The sequence below is a fragment of the Reyranella sp. genome, from assembly GCF_050185545.1.
In the GTDB taxonomy this organism is placed as follows: domain Bacteria; phylum Pseudomonadota; class Alphaproteobacteria; order Reyranellales; family Reyranellaceae; genus Reyranella.
On the sequence record NZ_JBFWZI010000162.1, the window covers coordinates 1 to 16,521 of the forward strand.

The 16,521-nt window shown below is 64.7% G+C and carries 16 protein-coding genes and 2 pseudogenes; 6 read left to right on the plus strand and 12 right to left on the minus strand.

Going from position 1 to position 16,521, the window contains the following annotated elements; all coding sequences use genetic code 11:
- Positions 1–237 precede the first annotated feature (237 nt).
- On the plus strand, positions 238–1,173 hold the full coding sequence (locus AB7O82_RS29595) for an MBL fold metallo-hydrolase (RefSeq protein ID WP_428620876.1): 936 nt from the start codon (positions 238–240) through the stop codon (positions 1,171–1,173).
- A 177-nt stretch (positions 1,174–1,350) separates the two neighbouring features.
- Here the strand turns inward: AB7O82_RS29595 and AB7O82_RS29600 are convergent.
- A pseudogene (locus tag AB7O82_RS29600) lies at positions 1,351–2,129 on the minus strand (TRAP transporter substrate-binding protein).
- Between the two features lie 60 nt (positions 2,130–2,189).
- Between AB7O82_RS29600 and AB7O82_RS29605 the strand changes: the two are divergent.
- Positions 2,190–2,453: pseudogene (locus tag AB7O82_RS29605) on the plus strand (ABC transporter substrate-binding protein); the annotation flags it as partial.
- A gap of 476 nt (positions 2,454–2,929) precedes the next feature.
- Complete coding sequence (locus AB7O82_RS29610) at positions 2,930–3,367, plus strand: hypothetical protein (protein WP_428620877.1); 438 nt, start codon at positions 2,930–2,932, stop codon at positions 3,365–3,367.
- 68 nt (positions 3,368–3,435) lie between these two features.
- Here AB7O82_RS29610 and AB7O82_RS29615 read toward each other — a convergent pair whose 3' ends face one another.
- From AB7O82_RS29615 to AB7O82_RS29655, 9 genes are all read right to left on the minus strand, one after another.
- Positions 3,436–3,825 (minus strand): EamA family transporter, encoded by a 390-nt coding sequence (locus AB7O82_RS29615; protein ID WP_428620878.1) that lies wholly within the window; start codon positions 3,823–3,825, stop codon positions 3,436–3,438.
- On the minus strand, positions 3,822–4,493 hold the full coding sequence (locus tag AB7O82_RS29620) for a hypothetical protein (protein WP_428551737.1): 672 nt from the start codon (positions 4,491–4,493) through the stop codon (positions 3,822–3,824). The genes AB7O82_RS29615 and AB7O82_RS29620 overlap by 4 nt, the downstream gene beginning before the upstream one ends.
- A gap of 31 nt (positions 4,494–4,524) precedes the next feature.
- Entirely contained in the window at positions 4,525–5,601 is a 1,077-nt protein-coding gene (locus AB7O82_RS29625) for an alpha/beta fold hydrolase (protein WP_428620879.1), read from the minus strand.
- A gap of 92 nt (positions 5,602–5,693) precedes the next feature.
- Positions 5,694–6,785 carry a CapA family protein gene (locus AB7O82_RS29630; protein ID WP_428551742.1) on the minus strand — a complete coding sequence of 364 codons (1,092 nt, stop codon included), beginning with the start codon at positions 6,783–6,785 and terminating at the stop codon, positions 5,694–5,696.
- A gap of 22 nt (positions 6,786–6,807) precedes the next feature.
- Positions 6,808–7,830: a Glu/Leu/Phe/Val family dehydrogenase gene (locus AB7O82_RS29635; protein WP_428551745.1), complete on the minus strand. Its 1,023-nt coding sequence runs from the start codon at positions 7,828–7,830 to the stop codon at positions 6,808–6,810.
- Positions 7,831–7,924: 94 nt separating this feature from the next.
- The gene (locus AB7O82_RS29640; RefSeq protein WP_428620880.1) at positions 7,925–9,010 is read right to left on the minus strand and encodes a dihydrolipoamide acetyltransferase family protein; all 1,086 of its coding nucleotides are present in this window, start codon (positions 9,008–9,010) and stop codon (positions 7,925–7,927) included.
- Positions 9,007–9,987 (minus strand): alpha-ketoacid dehydrogenase subunit beta, encoded by a 981-nt coding sequence (locus tag AB7O82_RS29645; protein WP_428620881.1) that lies wholly within the window; start codon positions 9,985–9,987, stop codon positions 9,007–9,009. Before AB7O82_RS29645 ends, AB7O82_RS29640 begins: the two co-directional genes overlap by 4 nt.
- Positions 9,984–11,090 carry a pyruvate dehydrogenase (acetyl-transferring) E1 component subunit alpha gene (gene pdhA / locus AB7O82_RS29650; RefSeq protein ID WP_428620882.1) on the minus strand — a complete coding sequence of 369 codons (1,107 nt, stop codon included), beginning with the start codon at positions 11,088–11,090 and terminating at the stop codon, positions 9,984–9,986. Before pdhA ends, AB7O82_RS29645 begins: the two co-directional genes overlap by 4 nt.
- Positions 11,091–11,312: 222 nt before the next feature.
- Positions 11,313–12,569, minus strand: a complete 1,257-nt coding sequence (locus tag AB7O82_RS29655; protein WP_428620891.1) for an aminotransferase class V-fold PLP-dependent enzyme — start codon at positions 12,567–12,569, stop codon at positions 11,313–11,315.
- Positions 12,570–12,711: 142 nt separating this feature from the next.
- On the opposite strand from AB7O82_RS29655, the gene AB7O82_RS29660 reads away from it, so the two are divergent.
- Entirely contained in the window at positions 12,712–13,896 is a 1,185-nt protein-coding gene (locus AB7O82_RS29660) for an MFS transporter (RefSeq protein ID WP_428620884.1), read from the plus strand.
- Positions 13,897–14,181: 285 nt separating this feature from the next.
- On the plus strand, positions 14,182–14,364 hold the full coding sequence (locus AB7O82_RS29665) for a hypothetical protein (protein WP_428620886.1): 183 nt from the start codon (positions 14,182–14,184) through the stop codon (positions 14,362–14,364).
- Positions 14,365–14,402: 38 nt separating this feature from the next.
- On the opposite strand, the gene AB7O82_RS29670 is transcribed toward AB7O82_RS29665, so the two are convergent.
- Both AB7O82_RS29670 and AB7O82_RS29675 read right to left on the minus strand, forming a co-directional pair.
- Complete coding sequence (locus tag AB7O82_RS29670; protein ID WP_428620887.1) at positions 14,403–15,827, minus strand: multicopper oxidase family protein; 1,425 nt, start codon at positions 15,825–15,827, stop codon at positions 14,403–14,405.
- A 202-nt stretch (positions 15,828–16,029) separates the two neighbouring features.
- Positions 16,030–16,158: a hypothetical protein gene (locus AB7O82_RS29675; protein WP_428620888.1), complete on the minus strand. Its 129-nt coding sequence runs from the start codon at positions 16,156–16,158 to the stop codon at positions 16,030–16,032.
- Positions 16,159–16,180: 22 nt separating this feature from the next.
- Here AB7O82_RS29675 and AB7O82_RS29680 point away from each other — a divergent pair, with 22 nt between their 5' ends.
- On the plus strand, positions 16,181–16,498 hold the full coding sequence (locus AB7O82_RS29680; RefSeq protein WP_428620889.1) for a hypothetical protein: 318 nt from the start codon (positions 16,181–16,183) through the stop codon (positions 16,496–16,498).
- Positions 16,499–16,521: the final 23 nt, after the last annotated feature.

Consider the following 16,521-nt stretch of genomic DNA (forward strand, 5'->3'; position numbering starts at 1 on the left):
CACTTGGGATAGGTGCCTGGTCAAGCACCGCGCGTCAGACAGCCGACACCGGCCGGTCGAGTTTGGGGATGACCTACCCGTCTGCAAGCGGCGAGCCGGTAAACCTACCTCAAAGTGCAGGTCCATCTGCTTCTTAGGTAGCGGAACCTATCAGGCGGCACGGTATCGGTGGCTCGATGCGAGCGCGATCTTGTTTTCGCTATCGGCGAAGTAACCGAAGATCAGCAGGAGACAATCATGACAATCATGACAAGCATGAGCGTGGGCGCCACCTCACACCTCAGTGGACCGGGGCGCGACGAGTTGGTGCCGTCGCGCTACGCGCTGCGGGTCGGCGAGATTGAGGTGCTGGTGGTCAGCGACGGGCTGCTGTCGCTGAAAACCCCAAACTTGGCCACCAATGCCGACCCGGCCGAGGTGGCGACCTGGCTGGACGACATGTTCTTGCCGCCGGACGAGATGGTGTGGCCGGTGAACGTGGTCGTGGTGCGTAGCGGCGGCCGGACCATACTTATCGATTCGGGGCTCGGCGATCAGCAGCCGGACTTCAAACGGGCCGGGCGGTGGGCCCAGCGATTGGCGGCCGCCGGCATCGATCTTGCGTCCGTGACCGACGTGGTGCTCACCCACATGCACTTCGACCACGTTGGCGGGCTGCTTGTCGACGGCGTGAGGGAGCGGCTGCGTCCGGATGTACCGATCCACGCGGCTGCCGCCGAGGCCAAGTTCTGGGCGTCGCCCGATTTCTCCAGCAACTCTTCCATGCCGGTGTGGTTTCCGGACGCGGCTCGATCGGCCGCCGCCAAGTTCTTGAACGAGTACGGCCGCCAGCTGCGGCTGTTCGAGGCGGAGTATGAGGTGGCGCCAGGGGTGCTCGTCCGTCGTACCGGCGGCCACACCGTCGGGCACAGCGTGGTCCGCCTGGCGTCCGGAGGCGACCGGTTGACGTTCCTCGGCGATGCCGTGCTGCCAGCCGGTTTCGACCACCCCGACTGGTACAACGCCTTCGAACACGACCCCGAGGACGCCGCTCGTGTGAGGATCGGTCTTTTGCAGGAGCTGGCGGCGACCCGCGAGCCGCTGGTGGCCTGCCACCTGCCGTTCCCGTCCGTCGGCCGGGTGGGCGTCGCCGGCAACGCCTTTCGTTGGGTCCCGGCCTTCTGGGACTACTGACCGCTCATTGGCTGCCGAACCGGAGCGATCGCGCCATCGCCGTCCGCCGCGACCATCGCGGCGGTACGGCTAGTGTAGTGTCCGCCAAATGGCTGGGCATGCCGCGCACAGCAGAGTGCTTGGCAAACAACGCTCAACTCCAAGAGAGTTCTGTCCAGCCAATTTGCGGACACTGCACTAGGTTCGCGATACGTCAGAGCTGCCGGCGGCCGACATGCGCGCCATGAAGTTGTCGAACGCGTTCTCGCAGGCTCGGAACCACAGAATCTCCTCGTTCCGGAACTGGCGCCATGATTTCGTAGACCTTTTTGAATCGAGGATTCTTCTCTGAAATTTCCGCCCACAGTTCGAGGGAGGCAGCGTAGCACGCCTCCATTACCGATTGCGGGAACGGCGCGAGCTTTGTGCCGGCTGCCACGAGTTCGCGCAGCGCCTTGGGGTTGTCGGCATCGTACCTGGACAACATCCATGATTGCGCGAGGGCACAGCCTGCTTCGATCGCGGCCTTGTAGGCTTTCGGCAACTCGTTCCACTTCGCCAGGTTGATGTAGAGGGAGGGCGTCGGGCCTCCCTCGAACCAACCGGGATAATGGTAAAACGACGCCACCTTGTTGAAGCCGAGTTTCTGGTCGTCGTAGGGCCCGATCCATTCGGCGGCGTCTGCTAGCTTGTGATCATGCCGAACGGAAGGGCGATGTCGAAGGCGAAGGTCGGATCCTTGCCGACATAGTAGCCGCCGTCAGTATGGCCAAGTTCGACGGTGCCATTCTGAACGGCATCCGCGACCTGCAGGCGGGCACGATCTCACCCGCTGCGAAACTGCGGATTTGGAATTTTTGGTCGGTCACCTCCGCCAGGTACTTGGCCAGCACTTCGCCAGCGCCGTAGGGAATGTCGAGCGACTTGGGAAAGCTCGAAGCCAGACGCCATTTGAGCGCCAGCATCGACTGCGCGATGGCCGGTGCGGCAAGCGTACCCGCAGTTGCCGCTCCGCCGACGACGAGCGGGGCGGTACGGCCTGGATGAACTGGGGAGGCGGGCGCGAACTCATGAACGAGTTCTACAAGGACTACAACATCTACGGCCTGAACTGCGGTGCCACAGGCACGCAGATGGGCGGGTGGTTCCGCAAGGAGATCAAGTCGGTCGACGATCTCAAGGGGCTCAAATACCGCATCTTCGGCCTTGCCGGCCAGGTCGTCAGCCGTTTGGGTGCGGTCCCCCAGCAACTGGCGGCCGGCGACATCTATTCGGCGCTGGAGAAGGGAACCATCGACGCAAGAACTTGCAGCGTTGCATGTGTTCCTCCCAGGACCGATCGAGTAGATCTCCTGAAGGCAGCGATGTTGACGCCGTCGCCGATGTCAGGGACCAGGCTTCGGTGGGCCGCCTTGCAGAATAAGCCTGGCCGCGATCCTTGGCAGCGTCAATCGGGTGCGCTCGGCTGTGCTGCGGATTCCGAAAACGGGGTGGTGTCAGCTGGCTTGGCAGAGAGGTCCTAGCTCGTACATGCGCGGTGGCTGCGTGCAAAGGCACGCAACCGTGCGGTCTTACGAGCGTGCGTGAGAGCAGTCATCACGACCATTGCACAGCTGCACAGCTCGAGGACGGCGATCGAAAGGGAATCGTGTGACGGCTTTGTTGGTTTCGCGATCCTGGCACTTGAGATTTTGAGGTTGCAATCGACATGAGGCGTGGCTGCCGGCTGCCCGAGCGGGTCCGCAAGTCGGGCAGCACTCGCTATGAAGGAGATCCCATGACGCGCAGCGTACCGGTTTTGCTCGTCGTCCTACTCGTCGGCGCCTGCGGGATACCCGGCCATCAAGTGGCGAAGGAAGGACGCCGCACCATCGTCGGCATGAACGCCGATGCAGTTCAATCCTGCGCCGGCATTCCTACCCGCACCAAGCGCCTCGACCGGCGCACGGAGATTTTCTCCTACGAGCGTACCAACGAGAACATCGGTGGCATACAAGTCAACATTCCGATCATCGGTGGCGGCTTCAAGGTCTCGGGTACCGGCTCCTACTGCCATGCCATCATGCGCGTCGTCGATGGCAAGGTCGCCGAGCTGAACTATACCGGCGACAACGATGACCAGGCTGGCAGGGAGAGCGTCTGCGCCCCGATCGTGCGCGGCTGTGTCCGCGCTCATGACAACGATCCAGAGTCGAAAACCGCCCAGGGCAGGTAGCGGAGCGAAGAGCGCGCGAGATTGACGCTGCGACACCGTCCTGTTCGAAATGGCCTCATCAACCCGTCCTACGACACCCCGACGCGCCGCAATGGCGACGCCTCGAAAAGCAGTGCCGCGACGGCCAGTCCGACACTGGTCCACTGCAGGCCGCTGAGCCTCTCACCCAGCACGGCGACGGCAAAGAGAACTCCGAACAGGGGTTCGACATTGCTGAGCACGGTTGCGCGCACTGGGCCGGTGAATCGGAACGCGGCGAAGAAGGCTACCAGTCCGATCGTTACGCCACTGCCCGCGCCGGCAAGGCCGAGCCAGCCAACCATTCCAGCGGGCAGCGACCAGACGCCGCCTGCGGTCGTGGCAGCGCTACAGACCAGGGTCGCCACCGCAATCATGACGAGGTTCACTTGTGTGCTGGTGGCGCCGGCGCGCTGCGCGCGGGCGCCAAGCAGGATCACGACACCGCCAGGGAAGCCAATACGGCCAGGGCGACGCCGGTGGCGTTGAGCTCGCCGAACTCGCCGCCGGGAACGAATGCGAGGGCGACCAGCACCACGAAGGCCAACGTCAGCTTCCGCGGCGTCAGGCGGTCATGGCCCTGCGTATGGAAGATGAAGGCGAGTGCGGCGAGGTGCCGAGCAAGGCGCTGCCTCCCCGTTCCATGGCGCCCGTCGCGGGCCGCTGCCCCCTTTTGGGGCCCAATGACGGGGGAGGGCTGGCGGCCCGCGAGCCTTTTCAGGTCGTCTGTAACGGAAGGTTTGCCGCTTGTCGGGAAAGGGCCGGCGTCTCTATAGTTTTGCGGTTCTCTGGAGGGGAGCAGTCGATGACGCCTCTGAACGTCTTCGTGACCGAGGGCAACGTCGAGATCTACCTCTCGAAGTTGTACAATACCTTCAATCCGCTCGAACGGGACAATCTGCTTCGCCTGCTGGCAACAGAAGAAGCGAACATGGGCCTCAGCCGCGAGCACCTCGAGAACGGCGAACGACGAGTCGTAGACGGCCGCCAGCGCCTCGAGAGACAGCGCATTCTGGTTGCGGGCCTTCCGCTCGGGGAACAAACCGAGCAGCGTACCGCGCTCCTTCTCGAGACCCTCGAAAGGACCCAGGCGCTGCTCGAGCAGCATTTGCGGCTCCTGCGGGAGCGGTGGGAGCGAACTAGGCTCTAGCGCTCATCCAGGAGAGGATTTTCGGCCAAACCTGCGCGCGCGCCGCTTGTCCTATCAGGAGGCCGAGATGCTGCAAACTCACACCGGTTTCGCCGGGATACTCCACGATGCGCGCGTCGCTCGTACCCATTGCCTCGACGAACGGCTCGATAGAACCACGAGGCGCGACGTCGTCAGCGGTGTTCACGATTGCAAGCATGGGCGCCGCCACGCTTTGGGGACCGAGCGACCTGCCACCGATCGCCAGCACGCCCCGGCAGAAGCGGTCTTCGCGATAGAGCCAGTCGACGAGTTGATGGGCCAGTCTTCCCGGAAGGGGCGCCTCGTCGAGAGCCCAACGCTCGACCCGACCATGAATTTCCAGCCCGTGGCCGTCGGCAAGACTGAACGCGGCGTCGGCGAATCTCGACCATATGAATGTCTCGGGAGACGCCAAGGCGCTCACGCTGGAAAGGAGCGAGCCGGGGCAGGGTATTGCATCTGGAAGGCCTGACGGCACCAGCGAGACGAGCGAATCCCGGAAGCGGCTGGCCGCCGGCTTGAAGCAAAGCGGTGCGCCCAGGAGCGCAATGCCCCGAATGGCATCCGAGGCAAGTGCACCAAACATGGCAGCCAACGTGCCGCCCAGGGAATGACCGAACAAATAGGGTTTGGCGTTCCCGATCTCGTCGGCGATTTCCCCCACGCAGCGGCGGATGGCATCCATGTGTTCGCGGAGACCGTTGTTGCCGGTCGCCGGAGTGGCCGGCAGCCAGTCGAGAAGATGCACGCGTACGCCGTGTTGCATGCACAAGCGGATCACACTCACCGATGGGCACAGGTCCCAGATGTAAGGACGCTTGATCGGCGCGGCTATGATCAGGACGGATGGCCCTCCCGTCTGGCCGCCGTAGTCACGAAGGCGCCAAAACGTACCAGAGGCCGCAATCCGATAAGAACTTTCGTTCGGACCCAGGCCCAATGCCTCGAAGGCGTAACCCTGAAAGCGACGACACAGATCGCCGAACTCGAACTGTGCCTGGTTGAAAGCGGTCAGGATTGGATCCATCGGCAAGAGGTTGTTCATTCTCGACCTCGGCACCTCGACGTGAATATTTTCCGGCGACCCGGCCTGGACCTCGGCGCCTGCGCAGAACTGGCTGGCCCCATGGGCCGCGATCACCAGGCGACCCGAAGTCGCTGAGCATCTGCAGTGACGCGCGCACCGAAGTCGCGGCTTTGCCGACCGAGAGACTTCGCCAGCCACGCGACATCGTCGGGACATGGATGCTCAAGTCTGAATCTCCGAACCTGCAGCGGGACCAGGTCGAGCCCGACGAGCGTTCCGGTGGTCGGGTCGACTTCCGGAAAGTACATGACCGACAGATCGCCTCGATATTCCTCGTATCCCGAGATTCCTTCGTAGTCGTTGATGAAATCACCGCACCCATAGAGGATGAGGCGGCCGGCATGGACCTCGATCGCTCGCGCATGATGCGAGGAGTGGCCGTGCACTATGGAAACACCGGCCCGATCGATCGCATCGTGGGCGAATTGCCGTTGGGTGTCGGTGATTGTGTAGCCCCAATTGGATCCCCAGTGGATTGAAAGGATCACGACATCACCTTGTCGCCTGTATCGGCCGATCAGGTCGCCGAGCGATGCGACTGCTGCCCGTGACAGGTCGGGCAGGAGATTGACGCCGGGCATCGCCGGGGTGGCGGCCCAGTCGGGCGGTATGCCGGCATCGAGACAGGCCACCGAGAAGACCAGGACGCGGATTCCGCAAGTGCAATCGACCACGGCCGGAAGCGCTGCAGCCGCCGCGTCGCGGCCGGCCCCGCTATGGCGAATGCCCAGCCCGTCCAATGCCTCGAGCGTGTCGATCAGTCCAGCCCGGCCCCAGTCCAGCACGTGATTGTTGGCGAGAGCGCAGCAGTCGACTCCCGCGCTGGCAAGGCATTGGGCGTTCTCGGGGCTCATGCGGTAGTTGATACCCTTGGGCTGGAAGTCCTCGCAGCGTGTGATGCTGGTCTCAAGGTTGACAATCCGAGCCTCGGGTCGCATGCGACCGAACTCCTCGAGTGCGGCTCCCCACACCTGGGACGGCTCGAGTGGCGCGCCGATCGATCCGTGCGCGCGCTCTGCCAGGCGGAGGTAGCCGAGCGCCGAGTTCATGTGCATTTCGTGGATTTCGGGCGCGCAGGGATGTGGCAGGGCCTGGTCGATGCCGCGGCCCAGCATCACATCCCCGCACAGGAAGATCCGCATTGGTCCGATCGTCGTACCTCCTCTATCTCCAACGGCGTGTTTGCCCTGCTCGGTGCACGCGTGCCTTGGCGAGCGAGACGGCGGCGTTGCGTGGCGTCGTGTTCGTCCGGGCCGCTTCCTCGAGCACGACTCTCGTGTTCATGCGGATCCGCTCGTCGATCGCGGCGAATGCCTGGGCCTGCGTGCCGTGCCGATACTCGACAGCGGCACAGATGACGCCACCGGCGTTGGCAATGAAGTCGGGCAAGACGAGCACGCCGCGCGCAGCCAATGCCTCTTCTGCCTCTGCCGTACAGGGGATATTGGCGCCCTGGGCCACGATCCGGGTTTCGAGCCTGTCGGCGTTCGCAGCCGTGATCACGTCCGGCCGCGCCGCCGGAATCCAGATGTCGCAAGCGACATCGACGATCGCATCCTTGTCGAGGGCGCGCCCGACCGGATAGGCAGTCAATGGTCGGCCCGCCGACTTGTGCGCGACAAGGTCGGCAACGTCGAGCCCCTGTGGTGCCGCGATCGTTCCTCGAGAGTCGCTGGCCGCCACCAGTATGGAGCCCTTTTCTTGCAGGAAACGGGCTGCGTGCCGGCCGACGGCGCCAAAGCCCTGGATCGCGACGCGCGCGCCGGGGAGATCGAGGCCGATCCGGCCGGCCGCGACGTCGATCGCCGCCACCAGGCCAAAACCCGTTGCGCCCATTTCATCGAGGGGAATGCCACCAATCTCCCTGGGCAGGCCGACTGCGCGGCCCGTTTCGTCTGCGATCCATCCCATGCAGAGCTCATCGGTGCCCATGTCGGGGCCGGGTATGTAGTCATTCAGGTTTCGGATCGCCGCAGCAAATCCGCGGATGAGCCCCTCCTTCTCGTCGAGCGGCATCGTCGGATCGCCGTAGATGACCGACTTGCCGCCGCCATGCGGCAATCCCGCGGCCGCATTCTTGAGCGTCATGGCGCGGGCGAGCCGGAATGCTTCCTCGGTGCTGACGTCCGGCGCCATGCGGACACCGCCGATCGCTGGCCCGCCGGCGACATTGTCGACAACGACCACGGCCTTCAGGCCGATCGACGGTCGATGGATATGGACGATCTGCAGTGGTCCGATGTCGTCGGCGAAGCGAAATACCTCTTCCAATTCCGATCTCCTACTTCGGCTGCTGCAGATCCTTGATCATTGCCCCGAGGAATCGAGCTGCTTCGCCGCCGGTAACTGCGCGGTGGTCGAACGTGATCGAGAGCGGCAACATGTGATGGAACGCCGACCCCGTAGCATCCCCAACCAGCTGCTCGAAGATGCGGCCCGCGCCGACAATCGCCACCTGTGGCGGCATGACGACGAGTGCCGCCTGCCTGCCGGCCAGCATGCCGAAGTTGGACAGCGTGATTGTCGGATGGCGCATATCCGCCAAGGTGATCGTGCGATTGCGAGCCGCTTGCGCGAGCCTGTTCCGCTCGCGGCGAACCACGGCGGCGTCGCGATTGCCGACGTCACGCAATACCGGCACCACGAGCCCTTCCTCGGTGTCGACGGCGATGCCGAGATCGACCTGGGGTTTCTGCCGGCAGATCATCGTCGCTCCATTGAACCAGGCATTGAGGGCTGGAACGGCGCCGCAGGCGACGGCAATCGCGCGCACGAGCCGGCCCGTGACATCCGCCTCGCGTGACCACCAGGGCTGGATGTCGGCCTCGTCCCAGACCGTCGCCGGCACGACTTCGGCGTGGGCACGGGCCATATTGAGCGCCATCGAACGCCGTACTCCCTTCAATTCCCCGCCGAGCGATGCCCCGGCCTTGGCTTCGAATACTCGTGCCACATCGGCGCGTGTGACGGCGCCGCCAGGTCCGCTGCCGGCAACCTGGGCAATGTCGACGCCCAGCTCCCTGGCCATCGCTCGCACGGTTGGCGCTGCCATCACGGGCGCCGCGCTCGATGTCGCTGTTCGGGACGCCTGCGGCCCGAGGTCGCCGACGATCGCCCCGGTGTCGGCATGCGGCGCCTCGTCGAACGCCACGATTGGGCTTCCCACCCTGACCCGATCGCCGGACCGGGCCAGCAATCGAACGATCCGGCCGGCTCGAGGGGACGGGATCTCGACGACAGCCTTTTCCGTTTCCACGGACAGCAACGGCTGTTCGGCAACGACGCGGTCTCCTTCCGCGACATGCCACGCAACGATCTCGGCTTCCTGCAGGCCCTCACCCAGGTCGGGAAGCGCGAAGAGGCTCATGAGAATGTCATGGCTTTGCGGACGGCCGCGGCAATGCGCACCGCAGTGGGAAAGTAGTGCTGTTCGAGCCGAGGCAGCGGGATGACCGTGTCGTAACCGGTAACGCGGGCGATTGGGGCGAGCAGTGACAGAAGCGCACCATCCGCGATTCGGGCCGCTATCTCGCCGCCGAATCCCCCTGTGAGTGGCGCTTCATGAATGATCACGCAGCGACCCGTTTTCCGAACCGAGGTTAGTATCGTCTCGGCATCGAGCGGTTTGATCGTTGCGACATCGATGACCTCCGCATCGATGCCGTCCGGGGCAAGCGCGCTTGCTGCTTCGAGCGCTTCCCTGACCATTGCGCCCCAGGCGACCAGCGTGACGTCCGTTCCCTCGCGGTCGACGAAACAGCGATCGAGCGGCAGGTCGAGGCCGTCATCCTCCATATCCTCGACCGCAGCCCGGTAGAGCCGGGTCGGCTCGAGGAAAACGACGGGGTCTGGATTTCGTATCGCAGCCAGCAGAAGCCGATAGGCCCGTCTGGGTGATGAGGGTATCACCACGCGAAGGCCGGGAATGTGCGCCAGCATCGCCTCGGGGCTCTCGGAATGGTGCTCAGGGGCGCGGATCCCGCCTCCGGCTGGAGAGCGCACGACCATCGGGCAGGTCAGGCGGCCGCGGGTTCGTGTACGCATCCGCGAGGCATGATTCGCCAGCTGGTCTATGGCGGGATAGATGAACCCGGTGAACTGGATCTCCGCCACCGGCCGGAATCCCTGTGCTGCCAGGCCGACGGCAATACCGGCAATGGCCGCCTCCGCGAGCGGCGTGTCGAACACTCGTTCCGCGCCGAAGCGCTGCAACAGGCCGTCGGTAGCCCGGAAGACGCCACCATCGACGCCAACGTCCTCGCCGAGCACGAGCACCTTGTCATTCTCCTGCATCGCGCGGGCAAGCGCGAGGGTGACGGCCTTGACCAGGCTGGTTGCGGTCATGACGGCTGCCCTTCGGACACCTTTTCAGGGCGCGACGACTGCAACGAGAGCATTGCGTCACGCTGCGCAACCAGGTCCGTCGGCATGCTGGCGTACGTGTATTCGAATATCGATTCGGGCCTTTGCGGCCCAGTTGCCAGGTATTCGGCAACCGCCACATCCAATTCCGCTGCCGTCTGTCGAAGGAGCTGCTCCTCGCCCTTCTTGGTCCAATGACCGCCATCCGTCAGATACCGTCGCAGCCGGACGAGCGGCTCCTCCTGCCAACGTTCGGCCACCATCCGATCGTCGCGGTAGCGGCTCGCATTGTCGGCAGTGGTGTGGTCCGCGAGACGATAGGTCAGTGCCTCGATCAGGGAAGGGCCATCGCCGCGGCGAGCACGCTCGAGCGCGGCACTGGTGACCGATCGGACGGCAATGACGTCGTTTCCATCGACCTGCTCGCCCGGAATGCCACCGGCAATGGCCTTCTGTGCAAGTGTGACCGCGGCGGTCTGCCGCTCGCGAGGAGTGGAGATCGCCCACTGATTGTTGACGACCACGAACAACAGGGGTAGCTGCCAGACGCCCGCGATGTTGACGGCCTCGGCGACGTCACCCTTCGAAGTCGCACCGTCGCCGAAGATGCACACCGCGGCGCGCGGCTCGCGGCGCAGCTTCAGAGCGAGGGCCACGCCCGCCGCATGTGGTGCGTGACTTCCCACGGGTACGGAGACCGGAAAGTCCTCCTTTGGACCCGAGAAGGCACTCCCCCGCTCGTCGCCGCCCCAGTAGAGCAACAGTTCCAGGGGAGTGACGCCGCGCATGAGCTGCGCCCCCTGTTCGCGGAAACTCGGCACCAGCACGTCGTCGGCCCGCATGGCGCTCGCGACGCCGATCGAAACAGCCTCCTGGCCGAGAGATGACGCATAGGTTCCGAGACGCCCGGTGCGCTGGAGGGCCACTGCCTTGGCGTCGAACGTGCGGGCCCGAACCAGTGCGCGATACAGCCCCGTCAGCTCATCGACGTTCCTGGCGAAGTCCGGCAGCGGCCCGATCACTTTCCCATTCGAGCCCAGATACCGAATGTGCTGGATATCGAAGTGTGCCGAAATCTCGCCCATCTCTTTGGCACCGCTTTCCCTTTGGGCAGCTGGTTACGCGAGGTGCGGGTTATCCTCCTTGATTCATGTCAACGCCTGGCCTGCGCGTTCCGCAGATGCTGAGCGAACCAGCGGCAGGCATCTTCGATGACAGATTCCGGTGCGCCCCTTTCCGGAAAGAGGTGAGTCACGCCAGGGACGACAACCAGCGATTTCTTATGGAAGTATCTCGAGTTTCGACCGTCACCGCGGCACTCCTTTACCGTCGCGGGCTTTCGGGCCACGCCTGCCTTGCACCAGCTCCTCGAGCCCGTTGAGCAATGCGTCGACGTCGCCGTCGAGACTGTATGGGCCCAAGCTGGCGCGGGCCGCGCCTTCGACGCCGAAAGCGCGAACCAGCGGTTGGGCACAGTGGTGACCGCCGCGCAACGCCACACCGTGACCGTCGAGATGGCGGCAGACGTCCGTGGGAGCAATCGCGTCGACGCAGAATGTGACGACCCCGCGTCGATCCTCCGTATCCATGGGCCCCAGCACCCTGGCGCCTTTGATCGACGCCAATCCGTCAAGCAGGCGGCGCGTCAGATGCACCTCGTGCTTGCGAATTGCCCGCCAGTCGAGGGACTGCATCCAGCCCAGTGCGGTCCCAAGGCCAATTGCGCCGGCAATCGGCGGCGTGCCCGCCTCGAAGCGTCGCGGCGGCGGCCGGAACGTGGCGCTGGTGAGCGTGACCTCCTCGATCATCTGTCCGCCGGTCAGAAATGGCGGCAATGCCTCGAGCAACTCTCGCCGGCCCCAGAGCACGCCGATTCCGGTTGGACCGTAGGTCTTGTGGCCCGAGAACGCATAGAAGTCGACGCCGAGCGCGCGCATGTCGAGCGGCCCATGCGGTGCACGTTGTGCGCCGTCCAACAGAACCTTGGCACCCACGACGCGCGCGGCCGCGACCAGAGGGGCGACATCGGTAATCGCACCCGTGACATTGGAGCAATGGGTCATCGCAACGAGGCGACAGCGCGGGGTCAGCTCCGAAGTCAACCGGCCCATGTCGATCCGGCCGTCAGGGGTCATCGGGAGGAAGCGCAGGACGAGGCCGCGCGCGGAGGCCAGCCGTTGCCACGGAACGAGGTTGCTGTGGTGCTCGAGGACGGACAGCAGGATTTCGTCCCCTGGATCCAGGGAGGCCCCGAAAGTACGAGCCAGCAGATTGAGGGACGACGTGGTCCCATAAGTGAATACAACCTCGTCCGGCCCATGAGCATTGAGGAAGCGGGCAACCTGGCTCCTCGCTTCGGTCAAGGCCACGGTTGCCGCGCGGGCCCGACGATGCGCGCCTTCGTGCACGTTGGCACGCGCCTCGATCTCGAAGCGATAGAGGGCCTGCAGGACGGTCTCCGGCATCTGTGCCGTCGCTGCGTTGTCGAGGTAGTGGAGACCAGAGTCGGCCAGGCCCGGAAACTCGCGTTTCAGGGCGGCTGGATCGAAAGATCGACAGGACATTCCAAAGGATACCGGCCGGCCGAGCGGCCTGGTTGCTGTACCGCACCCCAAAGCGTCGGCAATTGACTTCAATCAATGTTTGCCATGGCCGCTGGACCGGTTCACACCCGGCCCAGGGCGGCAGACCGAACAGGAGGTGCCAATGCCGGGAGCTCGACTGACGGTGGGCTCGTCGTCGCCGGCCTTCACCTTCGTGTTGATCATGGGGGTGGTCAATCTGTTCAGCGACATGACCTACGAAGGCGGTGCGGCCATGAACGGCCAGTACATGGCGACGCTGGGCGCCAGCGCCGCCGTCATCAGCATCACGGCCGGCGCGGGTGAGTTCCTGGGCTACGTCGTGCGCTCCGTCTCCGGCTACGTGACGGACAAGACCGGACGATACTGGCTGATCACCTTTGCGGGCTACGCCATCAACCTGCTGGCGGTGCCGGCGATGGCCCTCGTCGGCAATTGGCAGATGGCCGCCCTGCTGGTGTTCGCGGAGCGCATCGGCCGAGCCATCCGCAAGCCTACCGTCGAGGCCATGCTCTCCTACACGACGGGCAAGCACGGGCGCGGATGGGTCTATGCCGTGAACACGGCCCTCGACGAAACGGGCGCCACCCTGGGCCCCCTGATCGTCGCGCTGGTCCTCCTCCTGGGGGGCGATTATCGCGCCGGATATGCGCTTCTGCTGATCTCGAGCGCGCTCGCGCTCGGGTTCGTGGTCGTCGCGCGCGTCAACTTTCCCTTGCCTTCCCGGCTGGAGGAGGGACGGACGGCTCCGGCGCGCAGCCTGGGTGTCGCCTACTACTTGTACATGGCGGCAGCCAGCTGCTTCGCCGTCGGCCTGCTGAGCTACGAGCTCGTCGCGTACCACCTCAGCCAGGCGAAGTTGATGGCGGACGCCTGGATTCCGGTTCTCCTTGCGCTCGCCACGGGATGCAGCGTCCTTGCCGGCCTGGTTCTCGGCAAGCTCTACGACCGGGCGGCGTTGCCCACTCTGCTCTCGGCGGTCGCTCTGTCCTCGCTGCTCTCGCCTCTGGTGGTGCTCGGCAGTCTGCCGGTCGTCCTGGTGGGCATGGCGTTCCTGGGAATCGGCTATGCCACCCAGGACACCTTGCTCAAGGCGGTCATCGCCGGGTTGCTGCCGGAGGGCAAGCGCAATCTGGCTTTCGGGTTGTTCTATGCGGGTTACGGCGTCGGTTGGCTGGTCGGCAGCGTTGCCATGGGGCTGCTCTACGATCAGTCGCATGTTGCGCTGGTCGCCGTCGCCGCAGCCGCCCAGCTTGCCTCCCTGCCGCTGTTTGCGCTGGCGGCGCGGCATCAGCAGCGTGGCGGCTAGAGAAACCTCGGCCCGCTCGGGCGACGAGAGTCGCCATCCACGTTCAACTATAGTCTCGAGGGGGGACCAACGACAATGGGAGCAGGAGACTTGACGATGCGGACCATGCGCCGGGTGGCCATGGCGCTCGGCTTGCTGGCGCTGGGGTTCTCCACAAGGTGAAGGTGGGTCGCGAACCTCATGGCCTGACCGTATGGCCGCAGCCCGGCCGTTAATCGCTCGGCCACGCGGGCAACCTCCGATAAGGCTCCGTACGACGGGGGGAAGGCCGGGCACATCAGGCGAATGGCGGACGAGATGGACGGCTGTGGTGTCATCGTCGAGTTGACGGCGCAGGGGCGCCGCGTAGTCGAGCCGGCCATGCGCGATCATGCGCAGACCGAGCGTCGGCTGGTCGCAATGCTGGCGCCCGCCGAACAGCAGCAGGTTGCGAAAGCTCTCGCCCGGCTGATGCTCGCAAGAAACTAGCTGCAGGAGGCAGTCCTTCAACGGCCCTGCCGGGGCAATCAGGAGTACGCGATGATGCCGGCAAATCCCTCATCCATGTGATCCTGGTGATGGCAATGGAACAAGGTGAGGCCGGGATCGTCGGCGACGAAGTCGATCTCGGCCTGCGAGAAGCGTGGCATGCTGAGCGTGTCCTTCATCAGGCCCGACAGCACCTTGTCGCCGATCCTGGTGACCTCGAACGAGTGCCGGTGCAAGTGCACGGGATGGCTGTCGCCGCTGTGGTTGTCCATCACGAGGCGATAGCGCTTGCCCCGTTGCACCGTGAACAGCGGATTGGTCTCGGGCCATGACCTGCCGTTGATGGTCCATCGGTTGTAGCCGCCGCGGCCGCCGGCAATCTTCTCGAACTTGAGCTTGATCGCCTCGTCGGGCTGGCGCGCAGGGTCCTCGGCCGCGAAGTTGGCGTAGTTCCAGGCGGTGCTGGAAGGCTTGATCCATTGCGGCTCGCCACCCTGATTCTGGTACTCGACGACGATGCCCATGCCCATGGCGCGGTCATCGTCGTCAGTCGATGCGAACACCCAGACGCCGGGATTGTTCATCTCGACGATTACGTCGGCGCGCTCGGCCGCATCGAGCTTCAGCACATCGACCGTGGCCTGCCTCGGCACCGGATTGCCGTCGAGCGCGATGATCCGGAACCGATGGCCGCTGAGCGCCAGCGATATGCCCATGCTGGCGCTGGCATTCAGGAGGCGGAACAGCACGCGCTCGCCCTGCCTGACCCGCAAGGGCTCGCCATGACCAAGCATGCGCTCGCCCAATGTCGCTGCATGATACATGACCTCGAGGCCGTTGTCGGGCGGCGGTCCCTTGTGGATGTCCTGCATGCTGACCCAGGTGCCGTCCCAATGGTGCGCGGCCAACAGCACCTCGCGATCGTAGCGGCCCTCGTTGCCCGCCGCAGGCTCCACGATCAGGAACCCGAACTCACCCGAATAGGTGCTTCTGGAAAGATCCGTCATGGCCATGGCGTGGCTGTGATACCAGCGCGTGCCGGCGGGCCGCGGCGTGAAGTCATAGGTCAGCGATTGGCCTGGCGGGATGATGGGCGATCCTTCCTCCGTCGAGCCGTCCTGCACGGAGGGCAGGTAGAGCCCATGCCAGTGGATCAGGTTGGGGTAGCCAGAGTCGTTGATGACGTTGATCCTGACCGGTTGGCCTTCCTTGAGCCGGAGGACCGGTCCCGGGATGACGCCGTTATAGGCGGTGGTCTTGACGATCTTCCCGGGCGCAATTTCGTGCGAAACAGGCGCAATGCGAATGATGTGATTCGCCACGGACGACGCGCTGGCCTGGGCGTTTGCCCTCGTTGGGAAGTCGATGCCGGCAGGCAACAGCAACCCGCCTGCCGACAGCAGGCCTGCTCGGCCGAGGCCAGCCAGGAATTCCCGACGCTCGAGACTGGAAGTTCGGCGCATGACGTGCCCTCCGGCTGTGGTCGGCGTGCGTCCATTGTGTGCTACCGAATTGGAGTCCCTTTCTGGCCTTTGCAAGTAGCGAAGTGGTGATCTCACGGAGGCACGATTGCACCGGCAAAAGATGCAGTCCCGACGTCGCCGATCAGTGCAGTCCCGACGTCGCCGATCGCGTCGCGCTACTTCTCCACTTTGGCGGGTGGGCTTATCGCGACAGGTCGAGGAACATCGCCGTGGCCCGGATGGTGATGTCCATGGTCGTGGCGATATCCATCGTGTCGATGCCCGTGATCGTGATCTTCGCCTTCGAGCTCCGGCGAGTCCTGCCAGTCACGACTGAAGGCGATCGGCTTGCCATGAGGCGTGTTCAAGTAGAAACGCCGCCAATGCTCCATTGTCTCGGCGATCTCGTCCGGTGCAAGCGACGCGTGCTTGACCAGGACTCCGCCAACGCCGTCCGCACCATCTTCGGCGGGCAGGTCGTGCCGATGCTCGCCCAGGTCGTGCCGCCGGCGGAGTTGCCGATTCGCGCCGGCCTCGTGGCGACGCAGATCATGGGGCTGGCGGTCACGCGCTACATCCTGAAGGTGCCTCCGGTGGTCGCCATGGACCGGATACAGATCGTGCGGCTGCTCGGCCCGACGATACAGCGCTACATCACGGGCAAGCTCTGAATGAGCGCTTCGCGGCGAGAGCT